At 58.8% G+C, this 17281-nt stretch carries 13 protein-coding genes; 5 read left to right on the top strand and 8 right to left on the bottom strand.

From position 1 onward, the window contains the following. Positions 1-29 precede the first annotated feature (29 nt). From PKC29_05305 to PKC29_05275, 7 genes are all read right to left on the bottom strand, one after another. A complete protein-coding gene (locus PKC29_05305; protein HML94827.1) occupies positions 30-734 on the bottom strand; it encodes a class I SAM-dependent methyltransferase in 705 nt (234 codons plus the stop codon). A gap of 68 nt (positions 735-802) precedes the next feature. Next, positions 803-1069, bottom strand: a complete 267-nt coding sequence (locus PKC29_05300; GenBank protein ID HML94826.1) for a hypothetical protein — start codon at positions 1067-1069, stop codon at positions 803-805. A gap of 195 nt (positions 1070-1264) precedes the next feature. Next, positions 1265-3217 carry a sigma 54-interacting transcriptional regulator gene (locus tag PKC29_05295; GenBank protein HML94825.1) on the bottom strand — a complete coding sequence of 651 codons (1953 nt, stop codon included), beginning with the start codon at positions 3215-3217 and terminating at the stop codon, positions 1265-1267. A 125-nt stretch (positions 3218-3342) separates the two neighbouring features. Continuing rightward, positions 3343-4164 (bottom strand): sulfite exporter TauE/SafE family protein, encoded by an 822-nt coding sequence (locus PKC29_05290; GenBank protein ID HML94824.1) that lies wholly within the window; start codon positions 4162-4164, stop codon positions 3343-3345. A 22-nt stretch (positions 4165-4186) separates the two neighbouring features. Further along, on the bottom strand, positions 4187-5590 hold the full coding sequence (locus PKC29_05285) for an MBL fold metallo-hydrolase (protein HML94823.1): 1404 nt from the start codon (positions 5588-5590) through the stop codon (positions 4187-4189). A 57-nt stretch (positions 5591-5647) separates the two neighbouring features. Further along, positions 5648-6214, bottom strand: coding sequence for a rhodanese-like domain-containing protein (locus PKC29_05280; GenBank protein HML94822.1), 567 nt, complete (start codon positions 6212-6214; stop codon positions 5648-5650). A gap of 85 nt (positions 6215-6299) precedes the next feature. Beyond that, positions 6300-6632 (bottom strand): metalloregulator ArsR/SmtB family transcription factor, encoded by a 333-nt coding sequence (locus tag PKC29_05275; protein HML94821.1) that lies wholly within the window; start codon positions 6630-6632, stop codon positions 6300-6302. A gap of 409 nt (positions 6633-7041) precedes the next feature. Between PKC29_05275 and PKC29_05270 the strand changes: the two genes are divergently transcribed. Together PKC29_05270 and PKC29_05265 are read left to right on the top strand one after the other, a co-directional pair. Next, on the top strand, positions 7042-8280 hold the full coding sequence (locus tag PKC29_05270) for an efflux RND transporter periplasmic adaptor subunit (GenBank protein HML94820.1): 1239 nt from the start codon (positions 7042-7044) through the stop codon (positions 8278-8280). 40 nt (positions 8281-8320) lie between these two features. Next, a complete protein-coding gene (locus tag PKC29_05265; GenBank protein HML94819.1) occupies positions 8321-11449 on the top strand; it encodes an efflux RND transporter permease subunit in 3129 nt (1042 codons plus the stop codon). Positions 11450-11979: 530 nt separating this feature from the next. Here PKC29_05265 and PKC29_05260 read toward each other — a convergent pair. Next, complete coding sequence (locus PKC29_05260) at positions 11980-13512, bottom strand: hypothetical protein (GenBank protein HML94818.1); 1533 nt, start codon at positions 13510-13512, stop codon at positions 11980-11982. Positions 13513-13728: 216 nt separating this feature from the next. Between PKC29_05260 and thiL the strand changes: the two genes are divergently transcribed. Genes thiL through PKC29_05245 form a run of 3 tightly spaced genes read left to right on the top strand, consistent with a single transcriptional unit; the run spans position 13729 to position 17275 of the window. Continuing rightward, entirely contained in the window at positions 13729-14709 is a 981-nt protein-coding gene (gene thiL, locus PKC29_05255) for a thiamine-phosphate kinase (protein HML94817.1), read from the top strand. After that, positions 14710-16053, top strand: a complete 1344-nt coding sequence (locus PKC29_05250; GenBank protein ID HML94816.1) for a hemolysin family protein — start codon at positions 14710-14712, stop codon at positions 16051-16053. Continuing rightward, the gene (locus PKC29_05245; GenBank protein ID HML94815.1) at positions 16043-17275 is read left to right on the top strand and encodes a hemolysin family protein; all 1233 of its coding nucleotides are present in this window, start codon (positions 16043-16045) and stop codon (positions 17273-17275) included. The genes PKC29_05250 and PKC29_05245 overlap by 11 nt, the downstream gene beginning before the upstream one ends. Positions 17276-17281: the final 6 nt, after the last annotated feature.

Here is a 17281-nt window from a genome sequence, read left to right as displayed (position 1 = left end):
ATAGAAGATTCGTGATCATTATTTCCGAGCTAAACGGTGAGAGGGCGTGATAGAACTGAATTGGTAGGCCCGTAATTCTCAAAGAAGAACTGAATGACCTCGGGCACACTGAAAGGATAGTGCCAGAGCGGATATATCTTCTTCGTAAGTATTATGTGGCTTACGGTGTTGCCGAAGCGCGTCTTTACGACCTCTTCGTTTCCCCAGAGAAGGGGAGAGGGCACGTCAGAAGGTGGCGGCAGATGCTTGCCAATCGTTTTGAACATCTGGCCGACGAATCCCTCGGGCGTCCAGTTGACCATGAGTATTCTGCCGCCCGGCTTCGTCACCCTGACAAGCTCCGAAGCCACCATCTCGGGCCTGGGTGCGAACATCGCCCCGACGAGGGTAGCGGCGACATCGAAAGTGTCGTTCTTATATGGAAGGCCCTCGGCGTCCCCTTCGTCGAAACTGGCGTCGAGCCCTTCGCTTGCCGCACGGGCGCGGGCCGTGGCGACCCAGTTGGGGGCTATGTCGACCCCGGTAACATTGATACCGGCGCGGGACGCCGGTATGGATATCTGCCCGGCCCCGCAGGCGACGTCGAGCAGTTTTTTGCCCGGAGCTATTTTCCATTCGTTCAGGATTTCGACGGCGCCCGGCTCCATGTACGTTGCGAACTTGCCGTAATCCCCAGAATTCCAAACATCCTTCATTCTCGATTTAACTGTTTCTATGTTCTGTATGTTGCTCATTGTTCTCTCCTTATGATTTAGTTTGTTAAAAGCGGGAGCCTTTCGGCCCCCGCCATTTTAGCGCCGTCTTAAATTCTGACGCTGAATACGAGAAGTGTGTTCTCATCGCTTTCGGTCCTCGCGGCGGTTTTCGTGGAGTCGTGCTGGATGCGCGCCTTGGCAGGAGCCAGGTAAAAGCTCATCGGGCTCGACTCGACTTCGCCGCCCCTCGTTTCGGTCTTTACATCCTTCACGGCCGGGGCGTCCGTGTAGAGCCCCATGGAATCCGCAGCCGATGAAAGAGACGCGAAACCGAGCGTGAACCCAAGCGTCATAACCGCGATCAATGTCTTCACTTCAATCACCTCCTTTTGTTTATTTGCCCGGGCTTAAGCGCAAAGGGCGTGCCAGGCGAGGCGAGATCGAAAAAATGCAGGTATGACAGAGCCTTAGGGAGTCAACGAGAAAAATTCTCGTATGTCGGAATTTCGCTATTCGCGATTTCTCGCTACTCCGGGAGGCGGGATTTCAATAGAACGGAGTCGAGCCGGTTACTTGGAGGGTATCTCGATGCCGAGGGCCTTTATCTTCGAGTTAAGCGTCGAGGAGGGGATGCCGAGCATTGCGGCCGCGCCGTCCTTGCCCGACACCTTCCATCCGGCTTTCTTGAGGGCGCGGAGTATGTTGTTCTTCTCGAGCTCTTTTAAATCACTGTCGGAGAGTACGACGTCCGGGCCGGCGTCGGCTCCGGGTGCGGTCTCCGGGGTGGCGGACCTGTCCCTCAGCCCCGGGAAAGCCCTTTCGAAATTCGCTCTACCGCCGGCGGACGTGATGACAGCGCGCTCTATAACGTTCTGGAGCTCCCTTATATTCCCGGGCCAGTGGTATGCCCTGAGCCGGGCGATGTCGTCGGCAGAGAGGGGGGCGAGCGTTATCCCGTTCCGGGCGGAAAATTTGTCGGCGAACGCGCGGGCGAGTTTCTCTATGTCTTCGGCGCGTTCCCTGAGAGGGGGAAGCTCTATCTGAAAGACGTTCAGCCTGTAGTAGAGGTCTTCCCTGAACCTCCCTTCCTTTACCTCTTTTAGGAGGTCCCTGTTGGTCGCCGAGATGACGCGGACGTTTACCCTGACGGTCCCGGAGCTGCCCACGGGCTCGAACTCACCCTCCTGGAGCACCCGCAGGAGCTTCGACTGAAGGTCGAGCGGAAGCTCGCCTATCTCGTCGAGGAAGATCGTTCCGCCGTCTGCTATGGAGAAGCGGCCCTCTCTCTTTCCGGTGGCGCCGGTGAACGCGCCCTTCTCGTGTCCGAAGAATTCGCTCTCTATGAGGTTGGAAGGTATAGCCGGGCAGTTGACCTTCACGAAGGGTTTTTCTGACCTCCGGCTCGAAGAGTGGATAGACCTGGCTATGAGCTCCTTGCCCGTCCCCGTTTCGCCCAGTACGAGGACCGTCGCATCGGTAGCGGCTACTTTCTTAACGTCTTCGAGGACGTTTTTAAGGGAGACGCTATCGCCGATTATACCGTTTTCTTCGGTGAGCGATTTTATTTCCTCTTTGAGATATTCGGACATGCTGGCAAGCGACCGGATTTTCTGCTCGGCTTCGAGCCTCTCGTTCACGTTACGGAGTATGAGCGTGTAGAACCTGTCGCTTCCCATGACGTAGCTCGAAAGCGTGGCCTCGGCCGGGAACTCGGCCCCCGCTTCGCTTACGGCCCTTATGCCTTCGGGTATCCAGATGAATTTTTCCCCCTCGGGCTTCGCGTCGAGAAACTCGGATATGCGCAAGAGCTTCGCGCTGCTTTCCTTTGTCAGGAGCAGGTTAAAGAGCCTTCCCTGCATTCTGCCGCTTCCGTATCCGAACAGCTTCGACGCCGCGGGGTTGAGACTCGTCACCTTGAAATCGCTGTCGAACTCGATTATCGCGTCCATGGCGCTGTCGAACAGCCTTCGGAGCTTCTCTTCCCTTTGGAGTATCTCCTTCTCCGCACGCACGCGCCTCATCTCGGCGCTGGCGCGGTTGGCGAATATGCGGAAGACGTTAAAGACCTGCGGGTCCTCGGGTATGGGAAGCTGGTCTATGACGGAGAGGTGTCCGAGTATTGTCCCGTCAGTGTCCTCAAAGGGTATCCCCAGGTAGCTTACGGCCCGGAAATTTGGGAGGGCCTTGCCGAGCTCGGGGTTTCCGTGAAACCTTTCGAAAAGCCTGTCCCGTATGTGTACGAGTCTTCTTTCCTCGACCACGACCTCGCAGGCCGTGCCAGTGACCGGATATTCGAAGCTATCGATCCGGTTTCCGCCGAGGAAGAACGCTATCGACCGGAGGCGTTTCGTGTCTTCGAGGTATTCGGTGACCCATGCGCCGTACGTGTGAAGGACCTTGGACAGGTTTTCGACGAGCGAATCGAAGAACGCCTCCCCGACTTCGGATGAGGTGCCCTCGAGAATGGAGCGTATCGCCTCGTTTTCCTCTACGCCCTTAAATGGGACTCGCTGTGTTTCCATATACGGCCGGCACGAAGGCTCGGAATATCCCTAGATTATAATCCATGGAGAGCCCGGATTCCTAGGGCCTACGGTAAGGCGGCGAATGCGTCGAAGCGCCCGACCGGCGCGCGTGGAATACAGGCTCAGCCGAGTATGTTCCTGACGACGACGAAGGCGGCCACGAGGAGTATGGCGAGGGCGAAGACCTTCTGGAGGGAAGGGCCCGACAGCCTGCGCCCGGCGGCCTGTCCCGCGAAGAGCCCGGCGACGCCGCCCGCGACGAAGAGGAGCGTGACCTCTCCCGAGACGATTCGCCCGGCAAAAATCTGCGAGATGACGCCCGCCGCGCTTATGAGAACGATGACCATGAGGGACGTGCCCACGGCCCGGTGGATGGACATGCCGCTGAAGAGCACGAGGGCGGGGACGATGATGAACCCGCCGCCGACCCCGAAGAGGCCGGAGAGGACGCCGGTGATAACACCGATTACGACCAGGAGGACGGCGCAGCAGGAGCTCATTATGAGGACGCCAGCCGGGTCGCGCTCGCACGAAGGGCCGGCGGCCATGCAGTCTTTTCCCTCCATGATCCGCATCTCGTTCTGGACCGCCCCCGCCTTCTGCCAGAGCCTGACGGCGACGACCGCCATCAACGCGGCGAACAGGAGAAGGAGAAGGGTTTGCGAGAGGAGGCCCGCGATCCACGTCCCGACGGGCGCCCCGACCATGCCGGCCGCGGCGAAGAGGAGGCCCGTCTTTAGCTCGACGTTGCCCCTGTGCCAGTGTGAGAGGAATCCGACCGTCGAGATGGCCCCCACGGCGGAGAGGGATGTGGCCACGGCGTCCTTCGCGGAGAGGCCCATTCCGTATACAAGGAGCGGCACCGCGAAGATCGCGCCCCCGCCGCCCGTGAGGCCGAGGGAGAGACCGACGAGGGCTCCGAATATGAGGCTGGTTATCGGCATGCGGTTCCTTTACCTTGTGAAATCAGCCCCTTTCGGTCGGGAACCCGGCCGCCGTCCAGGCCCTGTATCCGCCGCTCATATCGACGACGTCGTATCCCGCGCGCTGAAGGAGGCTCGCCGCTATAGCCGAGCGCTCGCCCCCGAGACAGTGGACGACCACGGGCTTCGATTGTTCGACCCCGTTCATTTCGCGAAGGAGCTTGCCCACGAGTTTGTGCCCGGCTCCGGGGATGTGTCCTTCCCCGTACTCGGTCGCCGCGCGGACGTCGAGGACCGTAACCTCTCCCCTTTCGATGTCGGGGCGAAGCTCTTCGGGGGAGGCGGATTCGTAGAACTCCGTTCTGAGCCCGGCTTGCCCGACGGCCCCGGCGTCGAAATATCCGCCGACGTCGTCTATGCCTATGGAGCGGAGGCGGCTAAGGTGCGCCGGGATCGAGGCCTCGTCCGCGAGGAGGTAAACGGGCCGCGAGTAATCGACCAGAAATCCCGCCCACCTGACGAGCGACGCGGCAGGGATGTTTATCGTCTCCGGAACGTGGGCCTCCGCGAACTCCGCCGCGGGGAGGGTGTCTATCACGACGTACCGGCCGGCAGCCTCGGCCAGGAGGTCGGGGTCGAGGGCCTCTACCGGCGGCAGCGTGCGGATGAGCGCCGGGCCTTCTTTGTTGACGCGCTTCATGACGGCGAAGTAGTAAGGCGTCTCCGGCTGGTCGGAGAGGATATAATCGACGAACTCCTGCTCGTCCTCGAACCGGAGCCCAGGATTAAAGCGTTTTTCGTAGCCGACGGTGCTCGACGGGATCGCACCCAGGCCCTTGCCGCAGGCGCTTCCCGCCCCGTGAGCGGGCCATACCTGGAGGTGGTCGGGGAGGCCCCTGAAAATGTCAAGCGAACGATAGAGCTGCCGCGCGCCTTTCCCGGCGCTGCCGACTACGCCGGCCGCCGTTTCGAGGAGGTCGGGCCTGCCTATGGAGCCGACGAAGACGAAGTCGCCCGTGAAAATCCCCATCGGCTCGTCCGCCCCGCCGCCTTCGTCCGTAAGGAGGAAGGATATGTGCTCGGGCGTGTGTCCCGGCGTGTGGACGGCCTCGAGCCGGACCCTGCCGACGCGGAACGAGTCGCCGTGCTTCAGGAGCTGCGTGTCGTAGCGGCCGGCGAACAGGTATTTCCACTCGGCCGGACCTTCGTCGGAGAGGTAGGGCCTTGCCCCGACCCTGTCGGCGAGCTCGCACGACCCGGAGACGAAGTCGGCGTGTATGTGCGTCTCGGCGGAGCCGACTATGCGAAGGCCTTCGAGTTCCGCGGCTTCGAGGTATTGATCTACGCTCCTGCCCGGGTCGATGACCACGGCTTCGCCGGTTTGCCGGCAGCCGACGAGGTAGGATGCATGGGCCAGCCCGGGATCGTAAAAGTATTTAAGCAGCATTTGATTTCTCCTTTCTATATTTGTTCGCGTAAATTCGTTCCTCAAATTCCGGCGGCGCTATCCCCCGAGGGCGGACGGGTTCTTCCCGCAGGATGCGCCGCCGGGGTTTTCCCCGACCTGGTTCCACGGCATGCGGGCCAGGAGCATGGCCATGCCGCAGGTGTCCGTTACGCCCGCGAATACGAGCCCCGCCCCCACGAATGCCGGCAGTATTATCCAGTAAGGGCTTACGAGGACGGACAGCAGAGCCCCCAAAAGGACGAGAGAGCCTGCGGCAATCCGCACCTGGCGGTCGAGGGATATGGTCTTCTTCCCGCGAACGACGGGGAGCCCGGCTTCCTCCCATCCAAGCACGCCCCCCTCGACGTTTACGACGTCTACTCCGGCGGCGTTAAAGAGCTTCTCGCAGGCTTCCCTGCCCCTGTTTCCCGCCCGGCACATGACGTATATACGGCCGCCTTCGGCGAGGCCGGACGCATCCAGCCGGTCGAGCGGCACATTCCGGGCGAAGCCGACGTGTATTTCGCGGAACTCGGCGGGGGTCCTGACGTCGATAAGCTGGACGTTTTCCCCGGCAGCCTTCAGCTCGGAGAGCCTCTTCGGTGTAATCGTTTGTACGCTCATTTCGTTCTCCTTTCGAACATCGTTTGGTTGCTGATTAGTCGATATATCGGAATATTCCCGAATATTACGGCAAAAAAATATCCCTTCACGCGAGGGCCTCCCCGCAGCGCTCCTCGACGCACTTCATGAGGTTTTTAATGTGAGGGTCGGATACGCGGTAGAACACCTTCCTGCCCTCCTTTTCGCTGCTTAGAAAGCCGCAGCGCTGCATCAGGCGAAGATGCTCCGAAGCCATTGCCGTCGGCAGCTCGCACGCATGGGCGAGCTCACCTACCGTAAACCTGCCGGCCAGCATCATCTGGATCATCCTCAGGCGATGGGGGTGGGCAAGCACACGGAGGCATTCGGCGGCCTGCGCCAGCGAATCGAGACCGGTCAGGCGCGGAAAGTCCGCATTTTGTGAAGTTATGTTTTCCATGTTCATAATATATCGCAATATTCCGAACTGTCAATAGTATTCGTACGGTCCGGATTCATTTCCGCCTTCGGGGAGGCGCGGCGGCGCAGAGTTACGCGCGGCTGAATCGAAAAAAATACAGCCGGTGCTTATGGATTCCGGCGCGGGGGTTAACGACAAATTAATTGACTTCGCGCGGATTGTGATGCAGTTTTATCTAGTCTTGGTAAGCAATTACTTACAGCGGGCAGGTTTGCCGACGCCTGTATGAGAATGTTAATCATACCAGTGGCTTAAGGCTCCCGGCGGGTCGGGCACGGCGGAAGGAAAGTCCCTACGCCCATTGTCCGGGATGCGCGGCGAGGCCGAGATTTCAGATTATAAAATGGATAACGAGGAATTTGCACGCGATCACGGGAGGAAAACCCGGATGCCCCGCGTTTTCAGGCGAAGCGGTCTCCTTTTTTTCACTTCGTTAGTGGCGCTGGTCTTGTCCCTTTCATGCGACAGAGGAGACTCGAAGGCGGAGGGCTCCCCGGGCGGGGGACAGGGTGAAGGGGTGCCCGTGACGGTCGCCCGCGCTACGAGCAAGGACGTCCCCGTAAGGCTGAGCGCCATAGGAAACGTGGAGCCGTACTCGACCGTCGAGATAAAGCCCCAGGTCGAGGGGCAGCTCTCCCGCGTTTACTTCAAGGAAGGCGAGAACGTTAAAAGCGGCGACCTTCTTTTTCTAATCGACCCGAGACCCTATGAAAACGCGCTCCGGCAGGCGGAGGCCAACATGGCCCGCAATACCGCAATGATGAAGAACGCGGAGCAGAACGCCGTAAGATACGAGGACCTTATAAACAAAGGGGTCGTATCGGCCCAGCAGTACGACCAGGTGAAGGCGGAGTTCGAATCCCTCAAGGCGTCCGTCAACGCCGACAGGTCCGCAGTCGCTAACGCGAAGCTTGAGCTCGAGTATTGCTCGATACGCTCGCCGATTGACGGGCGCATAGGCGAGATACTCGTTCACGAGGGCAATACAGTCGAAACCCGCACGACCCTCCTGGCTGTTATAAACCAGACAAAGCCCGTGTTCGTCGATTTCTCCGTCCCCGAGCATTTTCTGGCGCTCATTCGCGAATACCTCGCGGCCTCGGGCGATCTCAAGGTTTACGCTACCATACCCTATACCAGCCGGAAGGACGGCGGGAGTGCGGCGATGGATAAGGATACGGAGGCTGTCGGCGTGAGCCCGGGCGACAGGCCCCCGGCCGAAGGGACGCTCAGCTTCATAGACAACAGGGTGAACGAATCGACGGGAACCGTGAGGCTAAAGGCCGTATTCGAAAACGACGACGAGGCGCTGTGGCCGGGGAAGTTCGTGAACGTATCCCTTAACCTCACGACGCAGGAGGACGTGACCGTCGTGCCCGCGCGCGCCGTCCAGTCGGGCCAGAGCGGGGATTACGTTTTTGTCGTGAAGCCCGATTCCACCGTCGAGTCGCGTCCTGTCGTCCCGGGCGCGAGGGTGGACAGGGAGGTCGTCATCACGAAGGGGCTGAAACCCGGTGAGATCGTCGTCACCGAGGGCCAGCTGAGGCTCGTCACGGGGATGAAGGTCAGGGTTAACGACAGTCCGGAAGTCCTTTCGCGGGACGGCTCGGACGTAAGCATGAAGTAGCCTGTAATCGCAGGATCACGTACAACGAGGTAGCTTGCCCTTGAACCTTTCCGGAATATTCATCAGGCGTCCTGTTATGACGTCGCTCCTTATGGCCGCCATACTCCTGTTCGGCATAATCGGCTACAGGGCCCTTCCGGTGAGCGACCTCCCGAACGTGGATTTCCCTACCATACTCGTTTCGGCGAGCCTCGCGGGGGCGAGCCCCGAAACAATGTCGTCCACTGTCGCGACGCCGCTCGAACGGCAGTTCTCGACAATAGAGGGCATAGACTCGATGACGTCCGTCAGCTCGCTCGGCTCGACGCAGATAACGATACAGTTTAATCTCGAAAGGCAGCTCGACGCGGCGGCGCAGGACGTCCAGACCGCCATAGCGCGGGCGAGCCGGCTCCTGCCGCGGGACATGCCGGAGCCGCCCACTTACAGGAAAGTAAACCCGGCCGACCAGCCGATACTGTATTACGCGGTGACGTCGCCGACGCTCCAGCCCTGGGAGCTTACGGAGTACGCCGACACCATACTGGCCCAGCGTATTTCGATGGTGAGCGGTGTCGCCCAGGTGCAGATATTCGGCTCGAAGAAATACGCGGTCCGCATACAGCTCGACCCCAACGCGCTCAGCAGCAAGGGGATAGGGATAAACGAGGTCGAGGCGGCCGTCAACGCGTCTAACGTAAACATGCCGACGGGCTCGCTCTACGGCCCGGACAAGTCCTACACCATACTGGCCACGGGGCAGCTCCACAACGCCGAGGCGTACAGGGATGTCATAGTCGCTTACCGCGACGGCTCTCCAGTCCGTTTGAAAGAGCTCGGGAACGTTATGGACAGCGTCGAGGACGACAAGAACGCCGCGTGGTTTGTAAACAAGAATTCAAGCGAGAGGGCCGTGATCCTCGCTATCCAGCGCCAGCCGGGGACGAATACCGTAGCCGTCGCGGACGCCGTAAAAGCCGTGATACCCACGCTGAAGGACTATATACCCCCGTCCGTCAACCTTACCCTTCATTACGACCGCTCGCAGTCTATAAGGGAGTCGATGGACGAGGTCAACTTCACCATGGCGCTCACTCTCGGGCTCGTCGTGATGGTTATATTCCTCTTCATACGGAACGTTTCGGCCACTATAATACCGAGCCTCGCGCTCCCGCTTTCTATCGTCGGCACCTTCATAGTGATGTATCTCTGCGGCTTCAGCCTGAACAACATTTCGATGATGGCGCTCATCCTGGCCATAGGGTTCGTCGTGGACGACGCCATAGTCATGCTCGAAAATATCGTGAGGCACATGGAGATGGGGAAAAAGCCCCTCCAGGCGGCCCTCGACGGCTCGAAGGAGATAAGCTTCACCCTCGTGTCGATGACGCTGTCCCTCGCGGCCGTATTCATACCGGTGCTCCTTATGGGCGGGGTTATCGGCAGGCTCTTCAAGGAGTTCGCGGTATCCATTACCGCCGCGATTCTCATTTCCGGGGTCGTTTCGCTCACCCTGACCCCGATGCTTTGCAGCAGGTTTTTGAAACCGGAATCGGGCAAGAAGCACGGACGGCTTTATAACGCCGTCGAGCGCTTTTTCGACGGCATGTTCGGGGCGTACGAATGGAGCCTCGGGCTCGTGCTCAAGCACCGGTTCATGTTTCTTATGCTGAACGTTCTCATACTCGTAGTCACTGTTTACCTCTTCGTGATAATCCCGAAGGGATTTCTGCCGAACGAGGACCAGGGCTCGATATTCACGATGACCGAGGCCCCGCAGGGGACATCCTTCGAGAAGATGGTCGAATACCAGCGGCAGGTAAGCGACGTCATAATGGAGAGCCCTTACATCGACAGATTCTTTTCGAGGGTCGGCGGGGGCGGCGGGACCACCGGGACCAACCAAGGCAGGATGTTCCTCCGCTTAGTGCCCAGGGACGAAAGGCCGAGCTCGTTCGAAATAATAGACGAGCTTCGGCCGAAGCTCGCGGAGATACCCGGTGTGAGCGCGTTCATGCAGGACCAGCCCGAGATAAGGATAGGCGGACAGCTTACGAAGAGCCTCTACCAGTTCACGATACAGAGCCCGGACATGGAAGAGCTCTACGAGTACGTTCCGATACTCGAATCGAAGATGAGCGAGCTCCCCGAGCTCAAGGACGTTACGAGCGACCTCGAGATCGCGAACCCCCAGGTGAACGTAGAAATAATGAGGGACAAGGCGTCGGCCCACGGCGTTACGGCCGCGGAGATCGAGAACACGCTCTATAACGCCTACGGCGACAGGTGGGTATCCACCATATACACGCCGACGAACCAGTTCCAGGTCATCATGGAATTGAAGCCCGAGTACCAGGACGACATAAACGCCCTTTCGAGACTATACGTGAAGTCGTCGAGCGGAAGCCTGATACCCCTCGATACCGTCGCCAGGTTCACCGAGAACATCGGCCCAAAGACCATAAACCATTACGGCCAGTTCCCGGCCGTCACGATATCTTTTAACCTTACGACGGGCGTGTCGCTCAGCCAGGCCGTCGGCAAAATCGACAGGATAGTCGAGGAGACGCTGCCCGCGAACATGAGCACTAATTACCAGGGCGTGGCGCAGGAGTTTCAGAGGTCGCTCAAGGGGCTCGGGCTCCTTCTCGTCTTCTCCATACTCGTAATTTACATCATACTCGGAATCCTGTACGAGAGCTTCATCCACCCGATAACGATTCTCTCGGGCCTTCCTTCGGCCGGGTTCGGGGCGCTTGTAGTTCTCCTTATTTTCGGGATAGAGCTCAACGTGTACGCGTTCGTCGGTCTCATCATGCTCATAGGCATCGTGAAGAAAAACGCCATTATGCAGATAGACTTCGCTCTCGAAGCCCAGAGAAAGGAGGGCAAGAGCCCCGTGGAGGCTATATACCAGGGGTGCCTCATAAGGTTCCGCCCGATCATGATGACGACGATGGCCGCTCTTCTCGGTGCGGTGCCGCTCGCGCTGGGCCACGGCGCGGGAGCGGAGTCGCGCCAGCCGCTCGGTCTTACCGTCGTGGGCGGATTACTCTTCTCGCAGCTTATCACGCTTTACCTGACGCCCGTCTTTTACGTATACATGGACAGGCTACAGACCTATATCCCGAGCCTCTCGCTCTCACGGCTCCGTAGGAAGGGCGCGGAGGAGAATTACGCCGGGCGGTAGCCGCCGTTACGAGCCGGCGATTTTAGCGGTAATTGCAGCGGGGTGCGAAGCACCCTCGCAGTGACGGAATGGGCCTGGTAACAGAGTAGATTCTGAATCTAGCCTAAATCCCCCCAGACCCCTCCGGCTACGCAAAGCTTCGCCGCGACAAGCGCAGGAATGGCAGATTAAATCCCCCCTACGTTCCCCCCTTTTTCTAAGGGGGATGAAAGCCAAAAGCAAAGGCTGGATTCCCGACCCGGCTTCGCCGCGACAAGTAAAAGCATGATACTAAAGAAGGCAGATTTCGAGCGGTACTGGATAAGCGTTTGCACTTCAAGGTCGGGGTGTCCGATTCCTCGCTTGCTCGAAATCGTTGGGAATGACAGACCTGGATTGATTTGTTTTAAGGTACACTCTCACCCTTGACCCGGTTTTAGCTGTGGTCACTTTCGACCGGTACCGGACGGGCTTCTCTGCAGTCGGGCCGGGACGTCTGAATGCTCACTCGTTCGCATCCGTTCCCTCAAGGGATAGAGGGGCGATAAGACCTATCGCGTCACGCCCGGGCCGACTTCGAAGGCGGCCCATTCGTCTGAATCCCTCGCAATTCGCAAAAAGCCGAGCCGTGAGAGCCTTTCCCTGAGCGCGGAATCCCTCACGATTATGAACCTCGTCTTCTCTTTTTTCACGCGGGCGAGTATTTCGGCGTCGCTCATGGAGAGAAGGTCGGACGGCGTGCCGGCGTACTCGTCGGTAACGGGCCTGTCGAAACGAACGAGGGCGAAGTGTTCCACTGCGAGCCTTATATAGAGGAAGTCCCAGTACGCGCGCTCGATCATTATCGTGCCGTCGCCGCCTGGCCATTTTCCGTCCATCGCGTCCCTGACGAAGAGGCCGACGTTCACCGCCTCGCGAGCGTTCTTCGTTTCGTAATCGGGCAGCTGGAGGAAGCTCGTCCACAAGAGATAGCCGACGAGCGCCGCCGCCGCGCCGCGAAGGAGCCACGAAACCGGCGCGCGGAGATCGAGGAAGGAGACGGTGTAAATGCCGAGGGAGGAATAGGGGGCGAAGAGTATGAAGAACGGGAGGCCATAGCGCCCGGGCGCGGCGGACGCCGGGACGGAGAAGACGTTGTAGACCGAATAGACTGCCAGGGAGACGATACCGACGGCGAGCGGTAATAGTAGCACGGCGGCCCTTGGCCGCGCTCTCAGGGCCGCAAGTATACCCACGGGGAAGAAGAGCCACATCAGCCAGTTTGCGGAATGGTACACGAGCCGGGGGTAGTAGGTGAGCTTCTTCCAGAGGGAGACGTCGTAGTCGGCGTAGTAGGGGAGGGTTCTCGCCGCGTGGTCCCTGAACATGTAGAGCCATTCGCCCGTGACGGCGTGCTCGATAGGCAGATAGATAATGATGAAGAGATTGCCCAGGAGAAAGAAACCGGCGAGCTCTGAAACGGCTCTCCAGCTCCTCTCCCTTATGGAGCGGACGGCGAAGCCCGCGATGAAAATATTCGCCGCGTTTACGAGAATCCACGCCTGGCTGTGAAAGCCGGTCGAGAGGAAGAAAAGGAATCCTCCCGCGAGGAGGAAAGCGCCGCGTCTTTCCTCCATCCACTTCGCAACGTAGTAAAGCCCCGCGACGAACGGCGCGAGGTAGTAGACGTCGAGCATGGGCGTTCCGCTGAGCCAGACGAACCAGGGTGTGAAGACGAGAAGGAGGCCGGCCGTGATCGTTGCGACGAGCGATCTGAAAAGGTATTGGACGAGCTTGAGGAAATAAACGAGGAGGACGCAGGAGAAGATGAATACCGTTATGCGGGGGGTCCAGATGACGTCGCCCCACGCCTTGAGCGCGAGCCCGTTGACGTAAGCCTCGAAGGGGAGCCACGCGTTCATGTATATTCCGAGCGGGAGGTCCCCGTCGAGCGCCCATCTCGCGGCCGTCATCCCGCGCGAGTACTCGTCCGCCGAGAGGCTCAGAAAACCGAGACTGTAGAGATAGAGGGCCAGCGCGAGCTTCACGCAAAGCAGGATCAGGGCCGCGAGGGTCAGTCTCGAAAAATGGGACCAGGGCGTCACTTCGGCATCCGTTTCAGGTTGACATGTTATAGCGAATATCCTAAACTTTAATTCGACTCATGCGAAGTAATTATTTAAATGATAGCGAATTATGAAAGACCCTGATCCCCATTTGTGCGGCCGAAATCAGAATTCCGTTAAAACATCTCCTGAAGACATTACTATAAATTCCGGATTATTCGATCGAGTATATTTGCCCCCGGACTTTGATCTGAAATGATAAACGAGCTCGACGCTCTCCGTTTGATCGGCGAGCGTTTCTCCGGCAGTCGAAATGGCATAGAGGTTGGGATCGGCGACGACGCGGCGGCTCTCCGCACGGAGCCCGGGAAGCTCCTCCTCGTAACGACCGACTGCCAGGTGGAGGACGTTCACTTCGTAAGGTCCCTCATCTCCCCCGAAGACCTCGCGCGCAAGTCCGTCGCCGTCTCGGTGAGCGACGTCGGCGCCATGGGCGGGGCGCCGAAATATATACTCGCCTCGCTCGGCTACACGAAGCGCGAGGACGGCGCTTTCCTCGAAGGGCTCATGCGCGGCTTCGAATCCGCCGAGGAGGAATTCGGCGTCAGGCTCGTTGGCGGGAACCTGAGCTCATCGGAGAAGATTTTCCTCGACATGACGGTCCTCGGCTTCGTCGATCCGGAGTGCGTAGTCACTCGAAAGGGCGCCTCGCCCGGAGACGTGATATACGTGAGCGGCACGCTCGGGGATTCGGCCCTCGGGCTCGGGATACTGAAGAAGGGCGGAAAGGAAGGGAAGGGCCGCCTCGTCGAGAGGCACCTTCGGCCGAAGCCGCGTCTCGAGCTCGGCAAGGCGCTTGCCGACGGGAAGCTGGCGACGGCGATGATAGACGTGAGCGACGGGCTCGCGCTCGACCTTACGCGCATAACCGTAGCGCACGGCGTCGGCGCGAGGGTCGGCGTCGAGCGAATTCCGCTGTCCGGCGATTACCGCGCGCTCGCCGGTGAGTATACGGACGATTTTTACGGCCCGGCGCTCTCGGGCGGCGAGGATTACGAGCTGCTTTTCACGTCGCCCCCCGAAAGGCGCGGGGAAATAAAGAAAATATCCGATATGCTTAACATAGAAATCACCGAAATAGGGGACGTCTCGCATGACGCCGCGTTGACGATAACCGATTCGGGCGGCAACGAGATAGCCTTGAAAGACGGAGGTTTTGTTCATTCCGGAAGTTAAATGGGCGAAGCTGCGCTGACATATCATCTTTTTCTCATAGTGTTCCTTCTCATAGCCTCGGGCTTTTTCAGCACGTCTGAAGGCGCTTTATTCTCACTCGGGCGGCACCAGCTCGAAAGCCTGAGGAAGGAAGGGAAGAAGAGCTCGAAGTATATAGAGAAGCTCCTTCACGAGCCGTACAAGCTCATAGTCACGATACTTTTCGCGGACGAGGTGGTGAACGTCGCTTACGCGAGCGTAATCGGGATAACGGTGAGCAGGCTCTTCGGGGGGATGTCCGAAAATACGATCACCATACTTTCCATCGCGATAGCGTCGCCGAGCCTTCTCTTGCTCGGAGAGATAGGCCCGAAGACGCTCGGGGTGAAGTATCCCCGCATCATATCGAGGCTCGTCGCGTATCCGCTTAATTTCTTTCACACCGTGATAACGCCGATAAGGTGGGTGCTGGTGATCCTCTCGATGGGATTCACGAGGCTCTTCGGCGGCAAGATGGAGTATCAGCATACAAACGGTTTTACCACGGACGAAGTGAGGGCGCTCGTGGACATAGGGAGCGAGGAGGGCGTGATAACGGACGAGGAGATGAATCTCGTCATTAGCCTCTTTAAGCTGGAAGAGGTCCCCGCGTACAAGCTGATGACTCCGAGCGTCGACTGCTTCGTCCTGCCGCTCGACGCCGCGAGGAAGGACGCCATATACGAGATAAAGAAGAGGGGCTTTTCGAGGACGCCCGTTTACGACGGGGACAAGGACAATATCGTAGGGGTTCTCTATTCGAAGGACCTCCTTACGTCCGAGCTCTCCGGCGGGGGGAATCTCGGAAGCCTTTTAAGGCCCCCGTACTTCATCCCGAGGACGAAGATGGCGTTCGACCTGCTGAAGGAATTTCAGCACGAGAGGAATCACATCGCCATAGTCGTCGACGAGTACGGCCGGTTCGACGGTATAGTGACGCTCGAGGACATACTGGAGGAGCTCTTCGGGGAGATAGAGGACGAGAGGAGCGTCTTGAAAAAAAGCGACGTGAGGAGCGAGGGGGACGCGTTCATCATACCGGGCACTATGAAGATAGAGGAGTTTAACGATACGTACCTTTTCATGGTGCTGAGGTTCGGCGGGCTCGACAGCCTCGGAGAGGGGCTCGAACAGTCCGTCCTTCCGCTAGAGGAGGACCACGAGACCGTGGCCGGGTTCATCTTCGACATGTTCGGGAAGTTTCCCAAGGAAGGAGAGAGCGTCACGTACGGCGCGGTTACGTTCCAGGTGAGCAAGATTTCGGGGAAACGCATAACGGAGATAAGGGTGCAGAGAAGGGGCGAGGAGGTGGCCGATGTCGCTTGAGATAGTCATAGCCATAGTCGCCGTTTCGCTCGTCGTCCAGGGGTTCTTCGCGGGCTCGGAGATAGCGCTCGTCTCGTGCGACAAGATAAAGCTTAAGTCGCTCGCCGACCGCGGCTCGCAGAGCGCAAAGCTCGTCATGAACGCTTTCTCCGAGATAGAGCGGTTCGTAAGCACGACCCTCGTCGGCATAAACCTCGCGCTCATAACGAGCACGGTCGTGATGACGCTCTACTTCGAAAAGGAATACGGCAAGGGGTCTGAGCTCTACGCCATCGCGATCCTCTCCCCTCTCATAGTCATATTCGGGCAGATAGTCCCCAAGGCGGTATTTCAGAGAAAAAGGGACACTGTCATCCTCTGGGCGATATATCCTCTCATCGTAGCCTCGTGGATTCTCTACCCTGTTCTTGTGGTGGTCAACGTTTTCACGAAGAAGATTCTCACGCTCATCGGGAGCACGAAGAGCGTCTTCGTCACCCGCGAAGAGCTCATAGGGGTTATAGAGGGCGACACGACCGTCCCCAGGGTCGATTACAAGGACAGGATGATAAAGAGGATATTCAGGTTCTCGGAGACGACGGTAGCCGAGATAATGATCCCCCTCATTCACGTAAGCGCGCTCAGCGAGGACGCCACCGTCCGCGACGCCATACGCATGATAAACGAGACCGGCCATACGCGCATACCGATTTATTCGTCGAGGGTGGACAACATCACGGGCATGCTTCATTCGTTCTACCTCCTCGGCGAGAGCCCGGACGAAAAGGTGAAGAGCTTCGCCCGCCCGCCTTATTACGTGCCCGAGTCTAAGTTCGTAGACGAGCTCCTCGACGAGATGAAAGAAGGTATAGCGGGCCTCGCGGTCGTCGTCGACGAGTACGGCGGGGCCGTCGGGATCATCGCCCTCGAAGATATCCTCGAAGAGGTCGTGGGCGAGATAGAGGACGAGTACGACAAGGGGGTCAAGCTCTGGAGGAAGACGGGGGAGAACGAGTATCTCGTAAATCCGAAGATAGAGATAGACGTAATAAACGACGACCTCGCGCTCGGCATACCCGAGAGCGACGACTACGAAACCCTGGGCGGGTTCCTGCTTACGCAGTCGGGCACTATCCCGAGGCCGGGGGACAAGATAAAGCACGGCGGGTGGCAGTTTACGGTTACGAAGGCGACCTCGCGCTCTATAGACGAGGTGAGGGTGGTTCAAAAAAAGAAGAAATAGCCCGGT

This window comes from Thermodesulfobacteriota bacterium (assembly GCA_035325995.1).
Taxonomy (GTDB): Bacteria; Desulfobacterota_D; UBA1144; order Nemesobacterales; family UBA2774; genus JADLGH01.
The sequence above is the reverse complement of the archived record's forward strand: the minus strand, read 5'-3'. Positions and strand labels throughout refer to the sequence as shown.

Coding starts and splice junctions, on each gene's coding strand:
- PKC29_05245 (HML94815.1), top strand. CDS start 16,043: ATGTCGCTTGAGATAGTCATAGCCATAGTCGCCGTTTCGCTCGTCGTC.
- PKC29_05290 (HML94824.1), bottom strand. CDS start 4,164: ATGCCGATAACCAGCCTCATATTCGGAGCCCTCGTCGGTCTCTCCCTC.
- PKC29_05285 (HML94823.1), bottom strand. CDS start 5,590: ATGCTGCTTAAATACTTTTACGATCCCGGGCTGGCCCATGCATCCTAC.
- thiL (HML94817.1), top strand. CDS start 13,729: ATGATAAACGAGCTCGACGCTCTCCGTTTGATCGGCGAGCGTTTCTCC.
- PKC29_05270 (HML94820.1), top strand. CDS start 7,042: ATGCCCCGCGTTTTCAGGCGAAGCGGTCTCCTTTTTTTCACTTCGTTA.
- PKC29_05305 (HML94827.1), bottom strand. CDS start 734: ATGAGCAACATACAGAACATAGAAACAGTTAAATCGAGAATGAAGGAT.
- PKC29_05250 (HML94816.1), top strand. CDS start 14,710: ATGGGCGAAGCTGCGCTGACATATCATCTTTTTCTCATAGTGTTCCTT.
- PKC29_05275 (HML94821.1), bottom strand. CDS start 6,632: ATGGAAAACATAACTTCACAAAATGCGGACTTTCCGCGCCTGACCGGT.
- PKC29_05295 (HML94825.1), bottom strand. CDS start 3,217: ATGGAAACACAGCGAGTCCCATTTAAGGGCGTAGAGGAAAACGAGGCG.
- PKC29_05280 (HML94822.1), bottom strand. CDS start 6,214: ATGAGCGTACAAACGATTACACCGAAGAGGCTCTCCGAGCTGAAGGCT.